The sequence below is a fragment of the Acinetobacter sp. F9 genome (genome assembly GCF_019195275.1).
In the GTDB taxonomy this organism is placed as follows: Bacteria; Pseudomonadota; Gammaproteobacteria; order Pseudomonadales; family Moraxellaceae; genus Acinetobacter; species Acinetobacter pseudolwoffii.
The window spans coordinates 92218-109216 of record NZ_CP078068.1 but is presented as its reverse complement, the minus strand read 5'-3'; the positions used below and the strand labels follow the sequence as shown (position 1 = coordinate 109216).

22 protein-coding genes are annotated in these 16999 nt (G+C 44.0%); 20 read left to right on the top strand and 2 right to left on the bottom strand.

Features of this window, described 5'->3' with window-relative positions; all coding sequences use genetic code 11:
- Nucleotides 1–4 precede the first annotated feature (4 nt).
- The 20 genes from kdsB (at nucleotide 5) to KT990_RS00420 (ending at nucleotide 14300) form a co-directional block, all read left to right on the top strand.
- The gene (kdsB, locus tag KT990_RS00515; protein WP_180040967.1) at nucleotides 5–766 is read left to right on the top strand and encodes a 3-deoxy-manno-octulosonate cytidylyltransferase; all 762 of its coding nucleotides are present in this window, start codon (nucleotides 5–7) and stop codon (nucleotides 764–766) included.
- A gap of 14 nt (nucleotides 767–780) precedes the next feature.
- Nucleotides 781–1761, top strand: a complete 981-nt coding sequence (locus KT990_RS00510) for a DNA polymerase III subunit delta' C-terminal domain-containing protein (RefSeq protein ID WP_100329621.1) — start codon at nucleotides 781–783, stop codon at nucleotides 1759–1761.
- 15 nt (nucleotides 1762–1776) lie between these two features.
- Entirely contained in the window at nucleotides 1777–2118 is a 342-nt protein-coding gene (locus tag KT990_RS00505; RefSeq protein ID WP_005170399.1) for a PilZ domain-containing protein, read from the top strand.
- A gap of 27 nt (nucleotides 2119–2145) precedes the next feature.
- On the top strand, nucleotides 2146–2919 hold the full coding sequence (locus tag KT990_RS00500) for a TatD family hydrolase (protein ID WP_074383252.1): 774 nt from the start codon (nucleotides 2146–2148) through the stop codon (nucleotides 2917–2919).
- Nucleotides 2920–2959: 40 nt separating this feature from the next.
- Nucleotides 2960–3574, top strand: a complete 615-nt coding sequence (locus KT990_RS00495; protein ID WP_004645466.1) for a TetR/AcrR family transcriptional regulator — start codon at nucleotides 2960–2962, stop codon at nucleotides 3572–3574.
- 14 nt (nucleotides 3575–3588) lie between these two features.
- Nucleotides 3589–4140: a type II secretion system protein gene (locus KT990_RS00490; protein WP_100329620.1), complete on the top strand. Its 552-nt coding sequence runs from the start codon at nucleotides 3589–3591 to the stop codon at nucleotides 4138–4140.
- Between the two features lie 106 nt (nucleotides 4141–4246).
- Nucleotides 4247–4648 (top strand): type II secretion system minor pseudopilin GspI, encoded by a 402-nt coding sequence (gene gspI / locus KT990_RS00485; RefSeq protein WP_252721253.1) that lies wholly within the window; start codon nucleotides 4247–4249, stop codon nucleotides 4646–4648.
- A complete protein-coding gene (gspJ, locus tag KT990_RS00480; protein ID WP_005170411.1) occupies nucleotides 4645–5280 on the top strand; it encodes a type II secretion system minor pseudopilin GspJ in 636 nt (211 codons plus the stop codon). The genes gspI and gspJ overlap by 4 nt, the downstream gene beginning before the upstream one ends.
- 12 nt (nucleotides 5281–5292) lie before the next feature.
- Nucleotides 5293–6261 (top strand): type II secretion system minor pseudopilin GspK, encoded by a 969-nt coding sequence (gspK, locus tag KT990_RS00475; protein ID WP_218208950.1) that lies wholly within the window; start codon nucleotides 5293–5295, stop codon nucleotides 6259–6261.
- A 153-nt stretch (nucleotides 6262–6414) separates the two neighbouring features.
- Nucleotides 6415–7011, top strand: a complete 597-nt coding sequence (locus KT990_RS00470) for a 6-pyruvoyl trahydropterin synthase family protein (protein WP_005097321.1) — start codon at nucleotides 6415–6417, stop codon at nucleotides 7009–7011.
- 46 nt (nucleotides 7012–7057) lie between these two features.
- Nucleotides 7058–7771 carry a uracil-DNA glycosylase gene (gene ung / locus KT990_RS00465; protein ID WP_005097319.1) on the top strand — a complete coding sequence of 238 codons (714 nt, stop codon included), beginning with the start codon at nucleotides 7058–7060 and terminating at the stop codon, nucleotides 7769–7771.
- A complete protein-coding gene (locus KT990_RS00460; RefSeq protein WP_005097318.1) occupies nucleotides 7768–8889 on the top strand; it encodes an enoyl-CoA hydratase/isomerase family protein in 1122 nt (373 codons plus the stop codon). The genes ung and KT990_RS00460 overlap by 4 nt, the downstream gene beginning before the upstream one ends.
- 7 nt (nucleotides 8890–8896) lie before the next feature.
- On the top strand, nucleotides 8897–9412 hold the full coding sequence (tadA, locus tag KT990_RS00455) for a tRNA adenosine(34) deaminase TadA (protein ID WP_100358124.1): 516 nt from the start codon (nucleotides 8897–8899) through the stop codon (nucleotides 9410–9412).
- A 55-nt stretch (nucleotides 9413–9467) separates the two neighbouring features.
- On the top strand, nucleotides 9468–9899 hold the full coding sequence (locus tag KT990_RS00450; RefSeq protein WP_005097315.1) for an SRPBCC family protein: 432 nt from the start codon (nucleotides 9468–9470) through the stop codon (nucleotides 9897–9899).
- Nucleotides 9900–9916: 17 nt separating this feature from the next.
- The gene (gene cmk / locus KT990_RS00445) at nucleotides 9917–10600 is read left to right on the top strand and encodes a (d)CMP kinase (protein ID WP_005097314.1); all 684 of its coding nucleotides are present in this window, start codon (nucleotides 9917–9919) and stop codon (nucleotides 10598–10600) included.
- Nucleotides 10601–10710: 110 nt separating this feature from the next.
- Nucleotides 10711–12390: a 30S ribosomal protein S1 gene (rpsA, locus tag KT990_RS00440; protein ID WP_005097313.1), complete on the top strand. Its 1680-nt coding sequence runs from the start codon at nucleotides 10711–10713 to the stop codon at nucleotides 12388–12390.
- Nucleotides 12391–12553: 163 nt separating this feature from the next.
- On the top strand, nucleotides 12554–12859 hold the full coding sequence (locus KT990_RS00435) for an integration host factor subunit beta (RefSeq protein WP_005097312.1): 306 nt from the start codon (nucleotides 12554–12556) through the stop codon (nucleotides 12857–12859).
- A 23-nt stretch (nucleotides 12860–12882) separates the two neighbouring features.
- On the top strand, nucleotides 12883–13242 hold the full coding sequence (locus KT990_RS00430; RefSeq protein ID WP_005097310.1) for a lipopolysaccharide assembly protein LapA domain-containing protein: 360 nt from the start codon (nucleotides 12883–12885) through the stop codon (nucleotides 13240–13242).
- A gap of 36 nt (nucleotides 13243–13278) precedes the next feature.
- Entirely contained in the window at nucleotides 13279–13959 is a 681-nt protein-coding gene (pyrF, locus tag KT990_RS00425; RefSeq protein ID WP_180049093.1) for an orotidine-5'-phosphate decarboxylase, read from the top strand.
- Between the two features lie 113 nt (nucleotides 13960–14072).
- Complete coding sequence (locus KT990_RS00420) at nucleotides 14073–14300, top strand: hypothetical protein (RefSeq protein ID WP_100329616.1); 228 nt, start codon at nucleotides 14073–14075, stop codon at nucleotides 14298–14300.
- 114 nt (nucleotides 14301–14414) lie between these two features.
- Here KT990_RS00420 and KT990_RS00415 read toward each other — a convergent pair whose 3' ends face one another.
- A complete protein-coding gene (locus KT990_RS00415; protein WP_218208949.1) occupies nucleotides 14415–15323 on the bottom strand; it encodes a lysine exporter LysO family protein in 909 nt (302 codons plus the stop codon).
- A 68-nt stretch (nucleotides 15324–15391) separates the two neighbouring features.
- Nucleotides 15392–16891 carry a flavin-containing monooxygenase gene (locus tag KT990_RS00410; RefSeq protein ID WP_416378411.1) on the bottom strand — a complete coding sequence of 500 codons (1500 nt, stop codon included), beginning with the start codon at nucleotides 16889–16891 and terminating at the stop codon, nucleotides 15392–15394.
- Nucleotides 16892–16999: the final 108 nt, after the last annotated feature.

The following is a 16999-nucleotide window of genomic DNA, read 5'->3' as shown; positions in this document are numbered from 1 at the left end:
CAGTATGAAACACATTGTTATTCCTGCACGTTTTGCCAGTTCACGTTTGCCGGGTAAACCCTTGCTGGACATTCATGGTCGTCCCATGATTCTGCGTGTGGTGGATCAAGCCAAAAAAGTACAAGGTTTTGATGATTTGTGTGTGGCGACCGATGATCAGCGTATTGCTGAGGTTTGTCGTGCCGAAGGTGTTGATGTGGTGATGACTTCGGTGGATCATCCTTCTGGGACAGACCGCCTCAGTGAAGTAGCGCGGATCAAAGGCTGGGACAGTCACGATATTATTGTCAATGTGCAGGGTGATGAGCCTTTATTGCCGGCACAACTGGTGAAACAGGTGGCACAACTTCTAGAAGATCAACCGGATTCTTCGATGTCGACGCTATGTGAGCCGATTCATCAACTAGACGAATTTAAGCGTGACAGCATTGTTAAAGTGGTGATGTCCAAACATAATCAAGCTTTGTATTTTAGCCGTGCCACCATTCCTTATGACCGTGATGGCGCGAAACTGGCTGAAGCAAAACTGCATAATCAGGCCTATCGTCATTTAGGTTTATATGCTTACCGTGTAAAACTGCTTCAAGAATATGTCACTTGGGAGATGGGGGGTCTGGAAAAACTGGAATCCCTAGAGCAATTGCGGGTACTGGAAAATGGTCACCGTATTGCGATTGCCGTGGCTGAAGCCAATTTGCCACCGGGTGTGGATACTCAAGAAGATCTGGATCGATTGAATCAAATGGATCTTTCTCATTTTGCTTAAGAAGAGTTGAATACATGCCTTTTGATGTCAATGCACAGATTTATCCATGGCAGCAACAGGTTTGGGAAACGCTGACCGGACGTTTTCCCAAGCTTGGGCATGGTTTATTGTTTTATGGCAAAAAAGGCTGTGGCAAGGAGGCATTTAGCCAGCAGTTTCTGGCTTGGGTCTTGTGTCTGAATCGGCAGTCTTCTGGTGCATGTGGCGAATGTGGCAGTTGCCAATGGCTCAAGGCTGATACGCATCCCAATTATGTGCATATCAGCACCGACGAAGACAATAAAAAACAGAATGCCAAAATCAAGATTGAAAAGATTCGTGATCTGTTGCCTTTTGTGCAGCAGACCGTCGATGGCTGGCGAGTGATTGTAATTGAACCTGCGGAAGCCTTAAATATCTCCTCTGCCAATGCATTATTGAAAACGCTAGAAGAACCCGGTGACAATACGGTCATTATTTTGCTGGCAGATCATTATTTAAAATTGCCTGCAACGATACGGAGTCGCTTGCAGCATTTTGCCTTAGACCGGATTTCTGCAGAACAATTTAGTGATTATGTTCAGGCACAGTTGCCGGATGCAGGTTCTAGCCAGCAACAGTTATTGATGAACCTGTCCAATCAGATGCCCTTACAAGCACTCGAGGTTGCACAAAGTGCCTGGCTGCCACTGCGTCAGGAATTCCTGCAAGACTGGCAAAAACTGGTGATGCAAAAAAATATGCCGCTTGCAATTGCGACCAAATGGAACAAAAGCCTGAGCTTTGGTGAATTTGCTCCCATGTTTGAATACTTGTTGTCCGATTTAATTTGTGTCAAGCTCAATCAAACGGTGAAAAACATTGATCTTGAGTTTAATGTGCTTGCCGAACAATATTCATTAGCAGCACTTTTTAAAATTTATGAAGATTTTCAGCGTTCCAAGCAATATCTCGAGCAGAATGTTCAAAGCAATCTGGTGATCGATGAGCTGTTTATCAAGCTGATGAATCTTTAATTAAGGGGAAATCACATGCAACCACGTATGGGCGGTATTATTCAGGCCAATATTCCTGATATTGAAACACTGTTTGCCAGCTATATGCCTTATGTATGGGGTGGTGGACTGTTTATTCCGTCCAAGCAGCCGGTCAAGCTGGGTGAAGAAGTTTTTGTATTGACCACTTTGCCTGAACAGACCCAGAAAATTCCTTTAACCGGTAAAGTGATCTGGGTCTCGCAAAAGCAGAATGGCATCAAGCCACAAGGCTTTGGCATCCAGTTAAGCGGTGAAAAGGGTGTTTATTTCAAAAATGAAGCAGATCGTCTGGTTGCAGGTCTTAAATCTGAAGGGCGTAAAAGTTACACTATGTAGTTCATTTAGCTGTGGTAGGAACGCATTGTGTTTGTAGATACCCATTGTCATTTAACGATGCTGGATTTAACGCCGTATAACGGTGATCTGGATCAGGCACTCGCACAGGCCCGTGAAGCGGGTGTATCTAGGTTCATGAGTATCTCGGTCGATCTGGATGATCATATCGCGCTGGCGAAAATTGCCGCGCGTCACCCGGATGTCGGTTATACCGTTGGGGTACATCCTTGCGAAGATGCTGCGACCATGGCGCGTGCCACGACCGAATATCTGGTCGAGCTGGCACAGCCTGAAAAAGTCTGGGCACTCGGTGAAACCGGTCTGGATTATTATCACAGTACAGATTTTGTCGAAGAACAAAAAGCCTGCTTTGCCCGTCATATCCATGCTTCGCAAATGACCAAGAAACCGGTGGTGGTACATACCCGTGCTGCCAAGCATGATACCGTGGATATTATCCGTGCGGAAAAATCCACGCATGGCATCTTGCATTGCTTTACTGAAGATTGGGAAACTGCCAAAGCGGTTTTAGACTGCGGTTATTATGTCTCATTTTCCGGGATTATCTCGTTTAAAAATGCCCAGGATCTGCGCGATGTGGCCAAACAGGTTCCGCTGGATCGTGTACTGATTGAAACCGATAGTCCTTATCTTGCGCCGATGCCATATCGTGGTAAATCTAACGAACCTAAATACGTTCCTTATGTAGCCAAAGCGCTTTGTGATGTATATGATAAGTCGCTAGAAGAAATGGCTTCTATCACAAAGCAGAACTTTGAAAATCTTCTAAATTTAAAGTAAATAAAGTTATATAAAGTACAAGAGAGTTTATAGGGTGAAGATGGATCGTCAGGCTCAGTTTCGAGCAAGAGAAACCTTGATTTTTCAAGTCGCAGAGCAGCTCCTGCTGGAAAATGGTGAAGCAGGAATGACGCTAGATGCGCTTGCTGCTGAACTTGATCTGGCCAAAGGGACACTCTATAAACATTTTCAGAGTAAAGATGAACTGTATATGTTGCTGATTATCCGTAATGAGCGCATGTTGCTGGAAATGATTCAGGATAGTGATAAAGCTTTTCCTGAACATCTGGCCTTCTTTATGTTGCACCATTTACATCATCCAGAACGTACGGTGCTGTTCCATCAGATTGAAGAACGTCTGTCAACGACTGGCGTGGGAATTCAGCATCTATTCAGTGAACTGTATCAGGTACGCAAACAGCGTTTACGCCTGATCATCCGCATGACGGAAAGTTATCTGGTTTCAATTCATAGCCGCATGTCGGTGCGTGACTATCTGGCGTCGATCTGGTCACTGACCCATGGCGCCGCTGCAATTCTCAATTCCAGTTTTTATCAGCGTTATCTGGGTTCACGCGATACCTTGCGCGTGGCCTATATCGATCAAGCACTGGCTTTGCCAAAGCAGGTGCATTCTGCCGAGCAGTTTGCCTAAGGTTAGAGCTTAGTATGATCAGATCATCTCACAGCGCAGTTCGTGGCTTTACCCTCATCGAATTGATGGTGGTGATTGTGATTATGGGAATCATGGCCTCACTGGTATTGCTGAATACCAGTGGTGTCGATCAGCGTAAGGCCATGCAGGCACGCGAGATTTTGTTATTAGACTTGCAGCGGGTCATGCGTGAGGCGAATGACCAGTCCAGAATACTGGCGCTTGATATGCAACCCGCGACCGATGTCTCGCCATTTCGTTATGGGATTGTAGAATATCGTTCAGCAGCGCAGACTGAACAGAACCTGCAAAATGAAAAATGGCAGAGTTATACAGAATTTAAATTACGTAAGCTGCCGGATCATGTGTCTTTTCGGATTCAGGGGCTAGAACAACAGCGTTATGCCCGTGCGCAAAATCGTGATCTGACGCAGGTGAATTCTCCTCAATTGATCTGGCTGGGGAATGGTGAGGTCAAGCCGGTACGGATTCAGTTCTTTTTAGAAGATCGCGAAGTCGGCTCTGCGATTGAGGTGGATCATCTGGGTAAAATCAATGAAATCTAGATCTTTCAAGCAAAGTGTGTGCTCCAGGCTGATCAAACCATTTAAATCGAGTGCTGATCGATTGCATTGTGGGCACTTCGAGCAGAGCTCTTCGTCTTGCGCAGCGGTGAAACAGCATTTCACTCATCGCAGCTCAGGCTTTACCTTGCTGGAAGTTATGGTTGCACTGGCAATTTTCGCCACCGCAGCCATGACGCTGACCAAAGTCGCGATGCAATATACCCAGTCAACCTCGAATGCCATTCTGCGCACCAAAGCACAGTTTGTTGCCCTGAACGAAGTGGCTCAAATGGAAATCAATCAGCAATGGATGGATGGTACGGCCTCCAAACAGCTGACCCAGCAAGGCGAAACCTGGCAAATTGACAAGCGCAGTGAACCGACGATCAGTCCCAATGTGCAGCGTATTGAACTACAGGTCAGTCTGGTCAATCAGGAGACTGGTCAAGTTGCATCCGGGATCAGCAGCTTGATGTTCTTTAATCATCGCATGAACAATACGCCATGAAGCCTAAAGGATTTACCCTGGTCGAATTATTGGTTGCCATTGCAATCTTTGCGGTACTGTCTGCTTTGGGCTGGAAAGTTTTTGATTATATTGTCAAAACCAAAGATCAAAATGCAGTACATGAACAGCGTCTAGGTCAGCTACAGGAAACCTATCAGCAAATTTTACGGGATACGGTACAGGCAGTCCCTTTAACGGCCAATATCAATAGTGATATTCAACCGGCTCTGGTTTTGCAAAATGGCCGTTTTAATTTTAGTAAAACTGGCGTGACTGATCCTCTGGAGGAGGGTATTTCGCCAGATGAACGCATTGAATATCAGTATCGGGCCGATGAACAAAAACTGTATCGACTGAAATATCGCAACCTGAATCAGACCGGTCGTGATCAACCTGAATCCAGTATTTTATTATCGGACGTTGAGCAATTTCAGGTTGTGGTGCTGAATCCAAATGAACTCACACAGTGGCCTGATTCTTCTATGGATTTAAATCAGCTAGAGCAGAAACAGCGCTTGCCCAAAGGCATTAAAATCAATTTAACCGTGAATGGCGTCAGCTATGAGTGGCTGTTTAGTTTATTAAATACGGACTTTTTGCTTGATAATCAGAATACAGGTCAACCCGGCTAAGAATCATAAAAAATGAAAATGAATAAACAGAGGCTGAAGCAGCAGCAGGGCATTGCACTGATTACCATTCTGGTGATGGTGGCATTGGCGACTATTCTGGCAGCCACGATTGCCCAGCGTCAGGCTGCAACTGCTGAAAGTACCGCCTATCTGATGCGGCAAAATCAGTCGCTGATGTATGCCAAAAGTGCCGAAGCCTTTTTTTCTGAATTACTGGTGGATGATGCTGAAAATGCCGCAGAGGTTGATCATCTACAGGAAACCTGGGCGCAGCCGATGCCGGCTTTTCCGGTCGATGACGGCTATGTTTCCGGAATCATCCAGGATGAATCGGGCAAGTTTAATTTAAATAGCCTGATCACTGCTGAAGATAGCGTCAATGAAAATGCCAAAGCATGGTTCGAGCTGATTTTAAAACGTGCAGGTTTGCCAGCGCAGCTCAGTGAAGCCGTAATTGACTGGCAGGATGAAAACGAGCTGGTGAGTGGAGGTATGGGTGCCGAATCTAATTATTATCAAGGCTTACCGAATGCCGCTTTACCGCCGAATGCAAAATTTCATAGCGTAGAGGAATTAAAGCTGGTACGTGGTTTTGAAGAAAATAAGTACAAACGGATAGCACCTTATCTGAGTGCTGCACCGATGCAGGAAAGTCCGGTCAATATTAATACAGCATCTGCTTTTCTTTTAGCCAGTATGGATGAAAAACTGGATGTGAATGCAGTACAACAATTGCTGGATCAGCGACAGGCCAATTTGGAACACTTTTCTAATGTGTCTGAGTTATGGTCACTCGAACCGTTTGCGCAAGTCGATGCTGCCAAGCGTAATCTGTTTAATAGCCTGCTCGGAGTGCAATCCAATTATTTTAAAGCTCAGATCGAAGTGGTCTTGAATGAACGCAAGCGCCAGTTCAGTAGTGATCTGGTTCGTCAGGACAAACAGGTATATGTGGCTTATCGCAGTATGGCACCCTTTTAGTCAGGGCTTATTCAGTTATACCGTCAGTCTAAATCTGAACAGCAGCTTGATCCCTTTTCCCTATCAGGCTGAACAGCAAAATTAATCCTCAAAGCTGTAGTTTTGCTTTATAATCAAAATCAATTCACCTATTTTTTGACGACATTACGGCATATGTTAATTCGTAAGTTATTTAAGTTTGAGAATGCTCATATTGTGCGTAACTGCACGTCAGATCGCTGTAAGCGTTCGATCCATGGCCATAGTTATAAAGTCGAGCTACTGTTAAAAGCCTCGAAATTAGATCATGGGCAGATGGTCTATGACTTTGGTCTGCTTAAAGGTGTGATTAAGGATTTCTTTGATTCTTTCGATCATGCGATCTGTTTCTGGCAAAATGACGACCCGGAATATATTCAGGCTTGCAAAACTTTCAGTGCGCGATGGGTGTCGTTACCGGTATCACCATCGGCAGAGCAGTTTTCACGTATCTTTTTCTTTCTGGCGCAACAAGTGCTGGCATCGACCGTGACTCAAAATGGCGAAGGTGATGTCGAAGTCTACTCTGTGATTATGCATGAAACCGATACCGGTTATGCACAAAGCTTTTTGGAAGATATTCAAAATGAACAGATGGGCATTCTGAGTCTGGATCAAATTGAGTTTTCTGAACAGGTTCAAGCTGAATGGACCGATCCGGACATGTTGAACAAGCTGAAACAGGGCACAGCATTTCATAACCCGACTGTAGATTTACAGGTACAGATTTAAAGTCTGCGTGGCTTTAAATCCATTGACATAGATTTAGGATTGAAGAATGTCTTTAAATGAACAGCAACTGGCCAAACTGAATAAGGTTCAGTTGGATGAAAGCTGGAAATATGGATTGAGTGAGTTTTTACTCAGTCCGAAAATGGACGAATTAAAAGCTTTTCTGGTTGAAGAAAAAAAAGCAGATAAAACAATTTATCCTCCCAATCATCTGATTTTTAATGCCTTGAATACCACGCCGCTCGATCGGGTTAAAGTAGTCATTTTAGGGCAAGATCCTTATCATGGCCCGAATCAGGCGCATGGATTAAGCTTTTCGGTGCAAAAAGGGGTTGCATTGCCGCCATCTTTGCGTAATATTTTCCACGAGTTACATGCGGATGTCGGGGTTGAACGACCAAAGCATGGTGACTTGACGCATTGGGCGGAGCAGGGTGTGCTTCTGTTAAATGCAGTACTGACCGTAGAAGCAGGTCAGCCGACTTCGCATCAAAAGCGCGGTTGGGAAGAATTCACCGATCACGTCATTGATGTTTTAAATGAGCAGCGTGAACATATTGTCTTTATTCTTTGGGGCGCATACGCACAGCGTAAAGGACAGCGCATCAATCAGGACAAGCATCTTGTGTTAAAGGCCGCACATCCATCGCCTTTGGCCGCAAACCGTGGTGGTTTTTTTGGTTGTAAAGTATTTTCAAAATCGAATAACTATCTCAAACAACATGGCATTGAGCCTATAGATTGGCAGCTGGACGCATGACATATTCTCCCCTTAATAAAACTTATCATCCGGATTTGATCGTTGAAGAAGCGCATAATGGCTGGCGTATCGTTCGTTTAAATCGTCCAAAGTCTTTGCATGCTCTGGATGAATCGATTGCTTCTGCACTTTTGGAAGTATTTCAGGATTTTCATACGGATGACAGCGTAAAAGCGATCTGGTTAGATTCAACCACACCGAAAGCATTCTGTGCCGGCGGCGATGTGCGTAAATTACGTCAACTGGTCATTAACGATGAAGTGGCGGCTGCCAATAAGTTTTTTGAACAGGAATATGCGCTGGATTTGTTATTGCATAATTATGCCAAACCGGTTTTGGTCTGGGGTGAAGGTTATGTGATGGGTGGGGGCCTTGGTCTGTTTATGGCGGCACCTTTCCGTTTAGTGACGCCGTATTCGCGTTTGGCGATGCCTGAAATCAATATCGGTTTATATCCCGATGTGGGTGCAACCCGTTTCCTGGCCGATCGGGGCGCGATTGGTTTATTTACCGGCTTGACCGGTTCAATCATGACCGCTGCAGGCGCTTATGGGATTGGCTGGGCAACACATATTTGTGATGCACAGCGTGATTCAGTTTTAGATAAAGTGATTAATATCGACTGGGATCATTATCCTGCAGGTGACTTCCGTGCCATTGATGACACTTTAAATAGTATGCATCGTCCGGTAGGGCCAGGACCACTGCAAAACTCTCTGGATGTGATTCATAGTGTTTGTCGTGGTGTCAACTTCGAGCATGATTATGAATCGATTATCGGTCTGAGTGATGCGCGCAGTGACTGGTTGCGTCAAGCCAGTGAAAATCTGCAAAAAGGTTCACCAACTACAGCTGCATTGACCTGGTTGCTCTGGCAATGGGGTAAACAGGTACATTCCTGGAATGAAATTTTTGAACTGGAAACCCAGATTTCTGACTGGAAAATCCGTCATCATGATTTCGTTGAGGGGGTACGCGCGCGTCTGGTGGATAAAGACCTTTCTCCTGCATGGAAAAAGGGTGCAGATATGAGCTTAAAAGGTATTTTGTCTGCAAACCCTCCGGTGACCAATATTGAAAGCTGGAATGCCTTGTTAAAACAGTATGGTGTGATTTAAGTCTTACATGTCCGAAACACAATTGAGTCATGAATACTGGATGCAGCTTGCCTATGCGCAGGCTGCACTTGCTGCCGCACAGGGCGAAATTCCGGTGGGTGCGATTATTGTTAGTCAGAATCAGATCATTGGTCAGGGCTTTAATGCGCCGATTTCCTTAAATGATCCGACCGCGCATGCCGAGATTGTGGCGCTGCGTGATGCCTGTCAAAATATCCAGAATTATCGACTACCTGACGATGCAGTGCTGTATGTAACCCTTGAGCCGTGCACCATGTGTGTTGGTGCTTTGGTACATTCACGGGTTTCACGGGTAGTATTTGGCGCATTTGAAGCGAAAGCGGGTTCACTGGTCAGTGCACGTCAATTATTTGAAACGGGCTATTATAATCATGTATTTTCCTTTGAAGCAGGCTGCATGCAGCAGCAATGCTCCGAACAGCTTAGTGCATTTTTCAAGTTGCGTCGTGAGCAGAAGCGGCAACTCAGGTTACAAGAAAAATTATTAAATACGCAGAAATAAATCTACTTTATCGCTAAAATTCCTTAGTTTCGAATCTATAATTTCAGGAAAAATAATGCATAGCATTCAAGTAAAAAAAGAATTTCCGGCATCGATTGATGAAGTCTTTGATTTAATGTCTAAGCATGCCACCTATAATATTGCCTTTGCGCCGATGCAGGTTGAACGAATCAAGGATTCTGCAGATGCTGAACATCCGGATGGACTAGGTTCGGTGCGTGCTATGGGGGTGGGGCCGCTCAAGCCGCTGAAAGAACAGATTACATTGTTTGAGCCGAATGCTCGTATTGAATATCAGATTATTAAAAATCCATTGATCAAGCATCATCTGGGGATTATCGAATTTGAAGCGCTGGCCGATGATAAAACCCTGGTCACCTATACGATTGAATTACAGGCGCGTGCGCCTTTTGTGAGTAAATTAATTCTTGCACAGTTACAGGCAGCGATTAAACTAGGCCTGACGAAACTCGCAAAATCTGTTTAAACAACAACGGGAAAGCAATGACAGTTCAAATTATTACCATTGATGGTCCAAGTGGGTCTGGCAAAGGCACGTTGGCAGCAAAACTGGCTGCACATTATCAGTTTCACTTATTGGATTCTGGCGCGCTCTACCGGCTTTTGGGTTTGTCATTGCATCACCATGATTTACTGGATTCAATGGACATTAAGTTGCCAGAATGCGTACAAATCGCAACAAATCTGGATATCCAGTTTGTCAGTAGCGAAACCGGGGTGCAGGTGTACTTGGATGGCGAAGATGTTTCCCAGACCATTCGAACTGAACGCGTCGGAGAATTTGCTTCAAAAGTTGCTGCAATTCCTGAGCTTAGAATGGCAATGGTTTCACGTCAACATGCTTTTGCACAGGCACCTGGTCTGGTGGCAGATGGCCGCGATATGGCCACAAGTATCTTCCCGCAAGCTCAGGCTAAAATATATTTGACTGCATCGGCTGAATCGCGCGCGCAAAGACGTGTAAAGCAGTTGCAGGGTATGGGGCTGGATGTTAAAATAAACGATATTTTAGCTAATATCATCGCGCGTGATAAACGAGATATGGAACGCACTGTCGCTCCACTCAAGCCTGCCGACGATGCTTACATTATCGATAGTTCAAATTTGAACATTGATGAGGTATTCCAGTTGATGACCACTTATGTGGACCAGCAGTTAGCCAATTAACCTGATTTTATCAGCAAACGCATAGCTTGATCAGTTTTATATGGACTATGTAGATGCTTAATTAAACCGGCCTTGTCTGATCCAAGACCGCTGACTTTATCGGAAATATCATGACCGAATCTTTTGCAGCCCTCTTTGAAGCAAGTGAATTAAACCTCAACGTTGAAAAGGGTGCAGTTATCCAGGGCGTTGTAGTAAGCATTGACTCTGATTGGGTAACTGTTGACACTGGCCTTAAATCTGAAGGCGTTGTTGACCGTGCTGAGTTCTTAAATGAACAGCGCGAACTTGAAGTTCAAGTTGGCGACACTGTAGACGTAGTTGTTGAAGCGCTTGACAACGGTATGGGTCAAACTGTTCTTTCTCGCGAAAAAGCTAAACGCGCTGAGACTTGGACTAAACTTGAAAAAATCTTTGAAGACGGCGAAATCGTTACTGGTGTTATCTCTGGTAAAGTTAAAGGCGGTTTCACTGTTGACATCGGTCCAGTACGTGCGTTCCTTCCAGGTTCTTTAGTTGATACTCGTCCTATTCGTGATACGACTCACCTAGAAGGCAAAGAGTTAGAATTTAAAGTAATCAAACTTGACGCTAAACGTAACAACGTTGTTGTTTCACGTCGTGCTGTTATGGAAGCTGAATCTTCAGCTGACCGTGAAGCTCTTCTTGCTCAGCTTGAAGAAGGTCAAACTGTTACTGGTACGATCAAAAACCTTACTGACTACGGTGCATTCGTTGACCTTGGCGGTATTGACGGTCTTCTTCACATCACTGATATGGCTTGGAAACGCATCAAGCATCCTTCAGAAGTTGTTGAAGTGGGTCAAGAAGTTACTGTTAAAGTACTTAAGTTCGACCGCGAGCGTAACCGTGTTTCTCTAGGTCTTAAACAACTTGGCGAAGATCCATGGTTAGCGATCATGAACCGTTACCCTAAAGGTTCAATCGTTAAAGCGCGCGTAACTAACCTGACTGACTACGGTTGTTTCGCTGAAATTGCTGAAGGCGTTGAAGGTTTAGTACACGTTTCAGAAATGGATCACACGAACAAAAACATCCACCCATCTAAAGTTGTTCAGATCGGTGATGAAGTTGATGTTATGGTTCTTGAAGTTGATGAAGAGCGTCGTCGTATTTCTCTTGGTATCAAACAAACTCGTGCTAACCCATGGGAAGAGTTTGCTAAAGACCACGACAAAGGCGAAAAAGTTTCTGGTACGATCAAATCTATCACTGACTTTGGTATCTTCATCGGTTTACCAGGCGGTATCGACGGTCTAGTTCACTTGTCTGATATTTCTTGGAACGAACAAGGCGAAGAAGCGATTCGTCGTTACAAGAAAGGCGACACTGTTGAAGCGGTTATCCTTTCTGTAGACGCTGAAGGCAACCGTATCAGCCTTGGCATCAAGCAAATGAACAACGATCCGTTCAATGACTTCCTTGCTGCTAACGAACGTGGTGCGTTGGTTAAAGGTACTGTAACTGCAGTTGATGCGAAAGGCGCGACTGTTAAGTTGGCTGACGAAGTTGAAGCGACTCTGAAAGCATCTGAAATCAACCGCGATCGCGTTGAAGATGCAACTAAGTTCCTTGAAGTTGGTCAAGAAGTGGAAGCGAAGATCATCAACGTTGATCGTAAATCTCGCGCAATCAACTTGTCTATCAAAGCGAAAGACGAAGCTGAAGAGAAAGAAGCAGTTGCTAACTTGAAAACAGCGCCAGCTGCTGGTCAAGACAATGGTCCTAAGACGATTGGTGACCTGATCAAAGCTCAAATGGGCAACTAAGTAGACGTTTGAATTGTATTGTTAATGTAAGTTAACTAATACTTTTTATACAAATACTGTAAACGGTAGCGTAGTATTTAATTATTGCGCTACCGTTTTGTATTTAAACAGGTTATTATCGGGAAATAGATCCCAAGTAGCTTGATAATTAAAGAGGTCGCAGATGACTACTGAAGCACTTAATAAGTCTGACTTAATAGAGCGCATTGCATTAAAAAATCCGCATTTGGCCGAGCCTTTAGTGGAAGAAGCGGTTAAAATTATGATTGATCAAATGATAGAAGCTTTATCATCTGACAATCGTATCGAGATTCGCGGATTTGGTAGTTTTGCATTGCATCATCGTGAGCCACGCGTGGGTCGTAACCCTAAAACTGGTAAATCTGTAGAAGTGGCTGCAAAAGCAGTTCCGCACTTTAAGCCAGGTAAGGCCCTTCGTGATGCTGTAAACGAATCTGCAAATAAATAATTGTAAATATTTACGGGGTGTTCATGCGTTACGTTCTGGTCGTTCTTTTATTGGTGCTGTTTGGCTATTCATTGGCTTTGGTTTTGCAAAATGGTACCGAATTGTCCGTGGACTTGTTATTTACTCAAGTTCCTGCAATGCGTCTAGGATTATTGCTGCTCCTTACCCTATCTCTAGGCGTCGTATTAGGCCTGTTATTGGGCGTTCAAATCTTCCGGGTTTTCCAGACCAATTGGGAAATCAAGCGACTGCGTAAAGACATTGAACATCTGCGTAAGGAACAGTTGAATACAGCCAAGTTAATGGCCGCTGAAGCAGCAGCCCATACCCGGCATGAAAAAACTGTATTAGATATTACCAATGAAAATCAAAGCTCATTATAATGGGCTTATTTTTTGCCTATTTGAAGGGATAATCTCTTGAGTATCATTGTTGCACTAGATGCCAAAAGCCAATTTGATGCCTTAGCCATTGCAGAACAGCTAGATCCTGCCTTGTGTCGACTAAAAGTGGGCAAAGAGTTATTTACCCATGAAGGTCCAATCATTGTCAGAGCACTTCAAGATAAAGGTTTTGATGTATTTCTGGATCTGAAATTTCATGATATTCCAAATACGACTGCACAAGCAGTCTGCGCGGCAGCTGATTTGGGTGTATGGATGGTGAATGTACATGCATCTGGTGGCCGAAAAATGATGGAAACCTGTGTGGAGCGTTTACAAGCAGGCAACTATAAAACTCAACTCATTGCTGTGACAGTGCTGACTTCAATGGGTCGTGAAGACCTCAAAGATATTGGTCTGGATATTGAGCCAAATGAGCATGTCAAGCGTCTGGCTCAACTGACCAAAAACAGTGGCCTGGACGGGGTGGTGTGTTCAGCTCAAGAAGCAAAAATGTTACGTGAAACATTAGGCCAAGACTTTGCTTTGGTAACACCCGGTATTCGTCCTGAAGGTTCAAATGCCGATGATCAGAAGCGTATTGTGACACCGAAACAGGCGATGCTGAATGGTTCGACTCATCTGGTGATTGGCCGTCCCATTACCCAGTCTAAGAATATGCGTCAGACTTTAAAAGATATTTTGGCAACGCTTTAATATGGTTTGAATGACAAAAAGCCTTTCAGTCGAAAGGCTTTTTTTATACTGTTGCACTTGCCGCTTGAATCCGCCTATTGAAAAAAATGGTTATAAAATAAAAAGGAAAAATGATGACTTCATCTGAACCACAATTAGAAAAAGAACAGAATGACGTGATTCAAAATGTTCAACAGGCGGAACAGCTTAAGCAACAAGAACAGCAACAACAGCAGGCAAGCTCAGCAGATTGGACAGCAGGGATCGATGTGGTCAGTTTGGCATCTGATGCCATCAGCCTTGCTTCGGATGTTATTGAAACAGTAGGCGATGCCTTAAGTGATATTGATTTAAGTTTTTAGTCAGCCCTTCTTGCTTGTGCTTCGTTTTAAAATCCTGCTTTAGAACTTAGTCAGGAAGGAGAGTTCCTCTTTAGAAAAGAGAGATTTAGGGAGATTGAGAAAGCAATAAAGCAATTAAATCGCTGCCAGTACACTCACCATGACTGGTGCTAACAGTGACAAAATAAATCCACTGACCATAGCATGTGGAATAAAGTCATGCCCGCATGCCTGCTTAACCATCGGTAAAGTCACATCCATTGCAGTTGCACCTGCTGCGGAAATGGCCGATCTTGGATATCTCCAGCCCATACAATACATCAGTAAGATGGCAAAAATTTCTCTAAACAGGTCATTCATTAGTGCAATGCTGCCGAGTTCTGCATTTCGAAGCTCGGTCACGACAACGCCTGACATTGAGTAAAATCCATAGCCTTGTGACAGCATGATCAAATCTTTCAGGCCAATCTGTGTGTTCCAGAATGAATACAGCATAACTGCGAATAATGAACCGAAGATACAACCGATCGGAACCAGAAGAATTTTGATATTTAACCAAGAACGATCCAGTGGCGAATAAGCCAGATCTAAACCAATGAAAAACATAAATATCAGTAACAAATGCCAGGTGCTAATGTGCAAGGATAAATCAAACAGACTCAAGCCAGCATGTAAAAAGTATCCACCTGCGAGTGCCAAAAAAGCATAACTCATATTCAGTAAGGATTTAATTACCAGATCAAGGGATACTCTGCCTGAACTGGGAAGAAAACCAGCCCACTTGAACAGCAAATAGCAAATAGCAAAAGCACCGAGTGATGTCAGAAAGGCAATGCTGATGGATGTACTCAGAATCTGTAGGGGATGCTGTAATTCATCCACAAGCTGTGAGAATTCAAAGGAAATCGCAATCAGTAACACATAGCTAAAATAAGGTAAGAGCTTGAAACAGATTTTAATCATCGATACTGGAATCCGTTTCGCCAAAACAAAACCGAGTGCCAAACAGAGAAGAAGCTGAAAGATGAGCCAAAGCGATTGCATAAGTTTAATAGATTGAAAAAATTATCTTTAAATTATGCCATCGCTTGATGCTAGATGGTGAAAAGCTTTTAGCTAACTTTATTGAATAATCGATAATCTGCGGCATTGGGTTTCTTGGTTTTCAGCCAGTATTTCCAGGTATAAGTCGGCCATAGGGCAAAATTCTTGCCACCTTCCTGCTGATACCAGCTGACACAGCCAGATTGCCATACGGTCTGTTCAAACATATGTTGCACCTGCTGATTAAATGTATCTTGCGCCTGCTCTTTGACCATAATGGCATCGCTATATGATTGATCGACCCGCTGCATGAGCTGCAAGATATAGTCAACTTGTGCCTCAATCATAAAAATCACAGAGTTGTGTGCCAATAGGGTATTTGGGCCCAGTAATTGAAACAGGTTTGGGAAACCTTTCATGCAAATTCCATAATAACTTTCAGCCCCCTGTTTCCAGACCTCATTGAGCTGTAGATTATCCAGCCCAGTACATTGAAAATTCTTCATATAGATGCGTGGATCGGTAATGAACCCGGTGCCATAAATCAGACAGTCAATTGGCCGCTCCTGACCATCTTGGGTAATGATGCTATTTTCAGTGAGTTCCTGAATCTTTTCAGTCACCAGTTCTACATTCCTGCGGTTAAAAGTCGGGAAATAGCTATTGGAAACCAGAATACGTTTACAACCCATGATGTAATCCGGAGTGAGTTTTTGAGCTAACTCAGGATCTTTAATCTGGTATTTGATGAACAGTTCTGCCAGTTTCTGGGTGTATTTCATGATTCCGGGTTTAACGATGGGGATGACCCGCGATTCATTTGACCAATATAAGCGGGCACGGTGCAGTTTTCGGAACCAGTCATATTTTTCAAATAGTGTCTTTTCGAGAGGGTGATAGACACGTTCATCGCGAGGAATGATCCAGGCTGCAGTACGTTGCATGACATAGAGTTGTTTGCATTGTGGGGCAATTTCCGGAACATATTGAATGGCGCTGCCACCTGTGCCAATCGATGCGACATTTTTGCCATTTAAATCATAAGTATGATCCCATTGTGCAGAATGAAAGACTTTCCCTTGAAACTTCTCAATACCGGGGATAGGTGGAATCTGGGGAATGTGCAAAGGCCCTGAAGCAAATATGACAAATTGGGCTTCCAGGATACTTTGATCTTGTAACTGCAATTGCCACAGACAGCGCTCTGCCTGGTAATGCGCTGAAAGGACTTCAGTATTTAAGCGGCAGAAAGCACGTAGCTTATAATCGTTTACCAGATCCTGAATATAGGAAAATATCTCGGGTGCTTCGGCATAGCGTTTTGACCAGTTGCTTTTCGGCGCAAATGACAGGGAATATAAATGTGACTGCACATCACAGGCTGCGCCAGGGTACTGGTTGTCTCGCCAGGTTCCACCAAATTCATTGCCTTTTTCCAGCAGAATAAAATCATGGATGCCTTGCTGCTGTAAACGTATTGCCATGGCAATACCGCCAAAACCGGCGCCAATAATGGCGACTTTGGTAAAGGGTGGCGAGCGGGTGGCACTTGTATTTTCCAGCATCATTGCATTCCTTGCTTATTTTAATAAGAGATTATTATCATCATTCACTGATAAAAGATTAGACCTAAAATTGATCTAAACGGCAATAGCAGTACACTTATTTTTATAGTA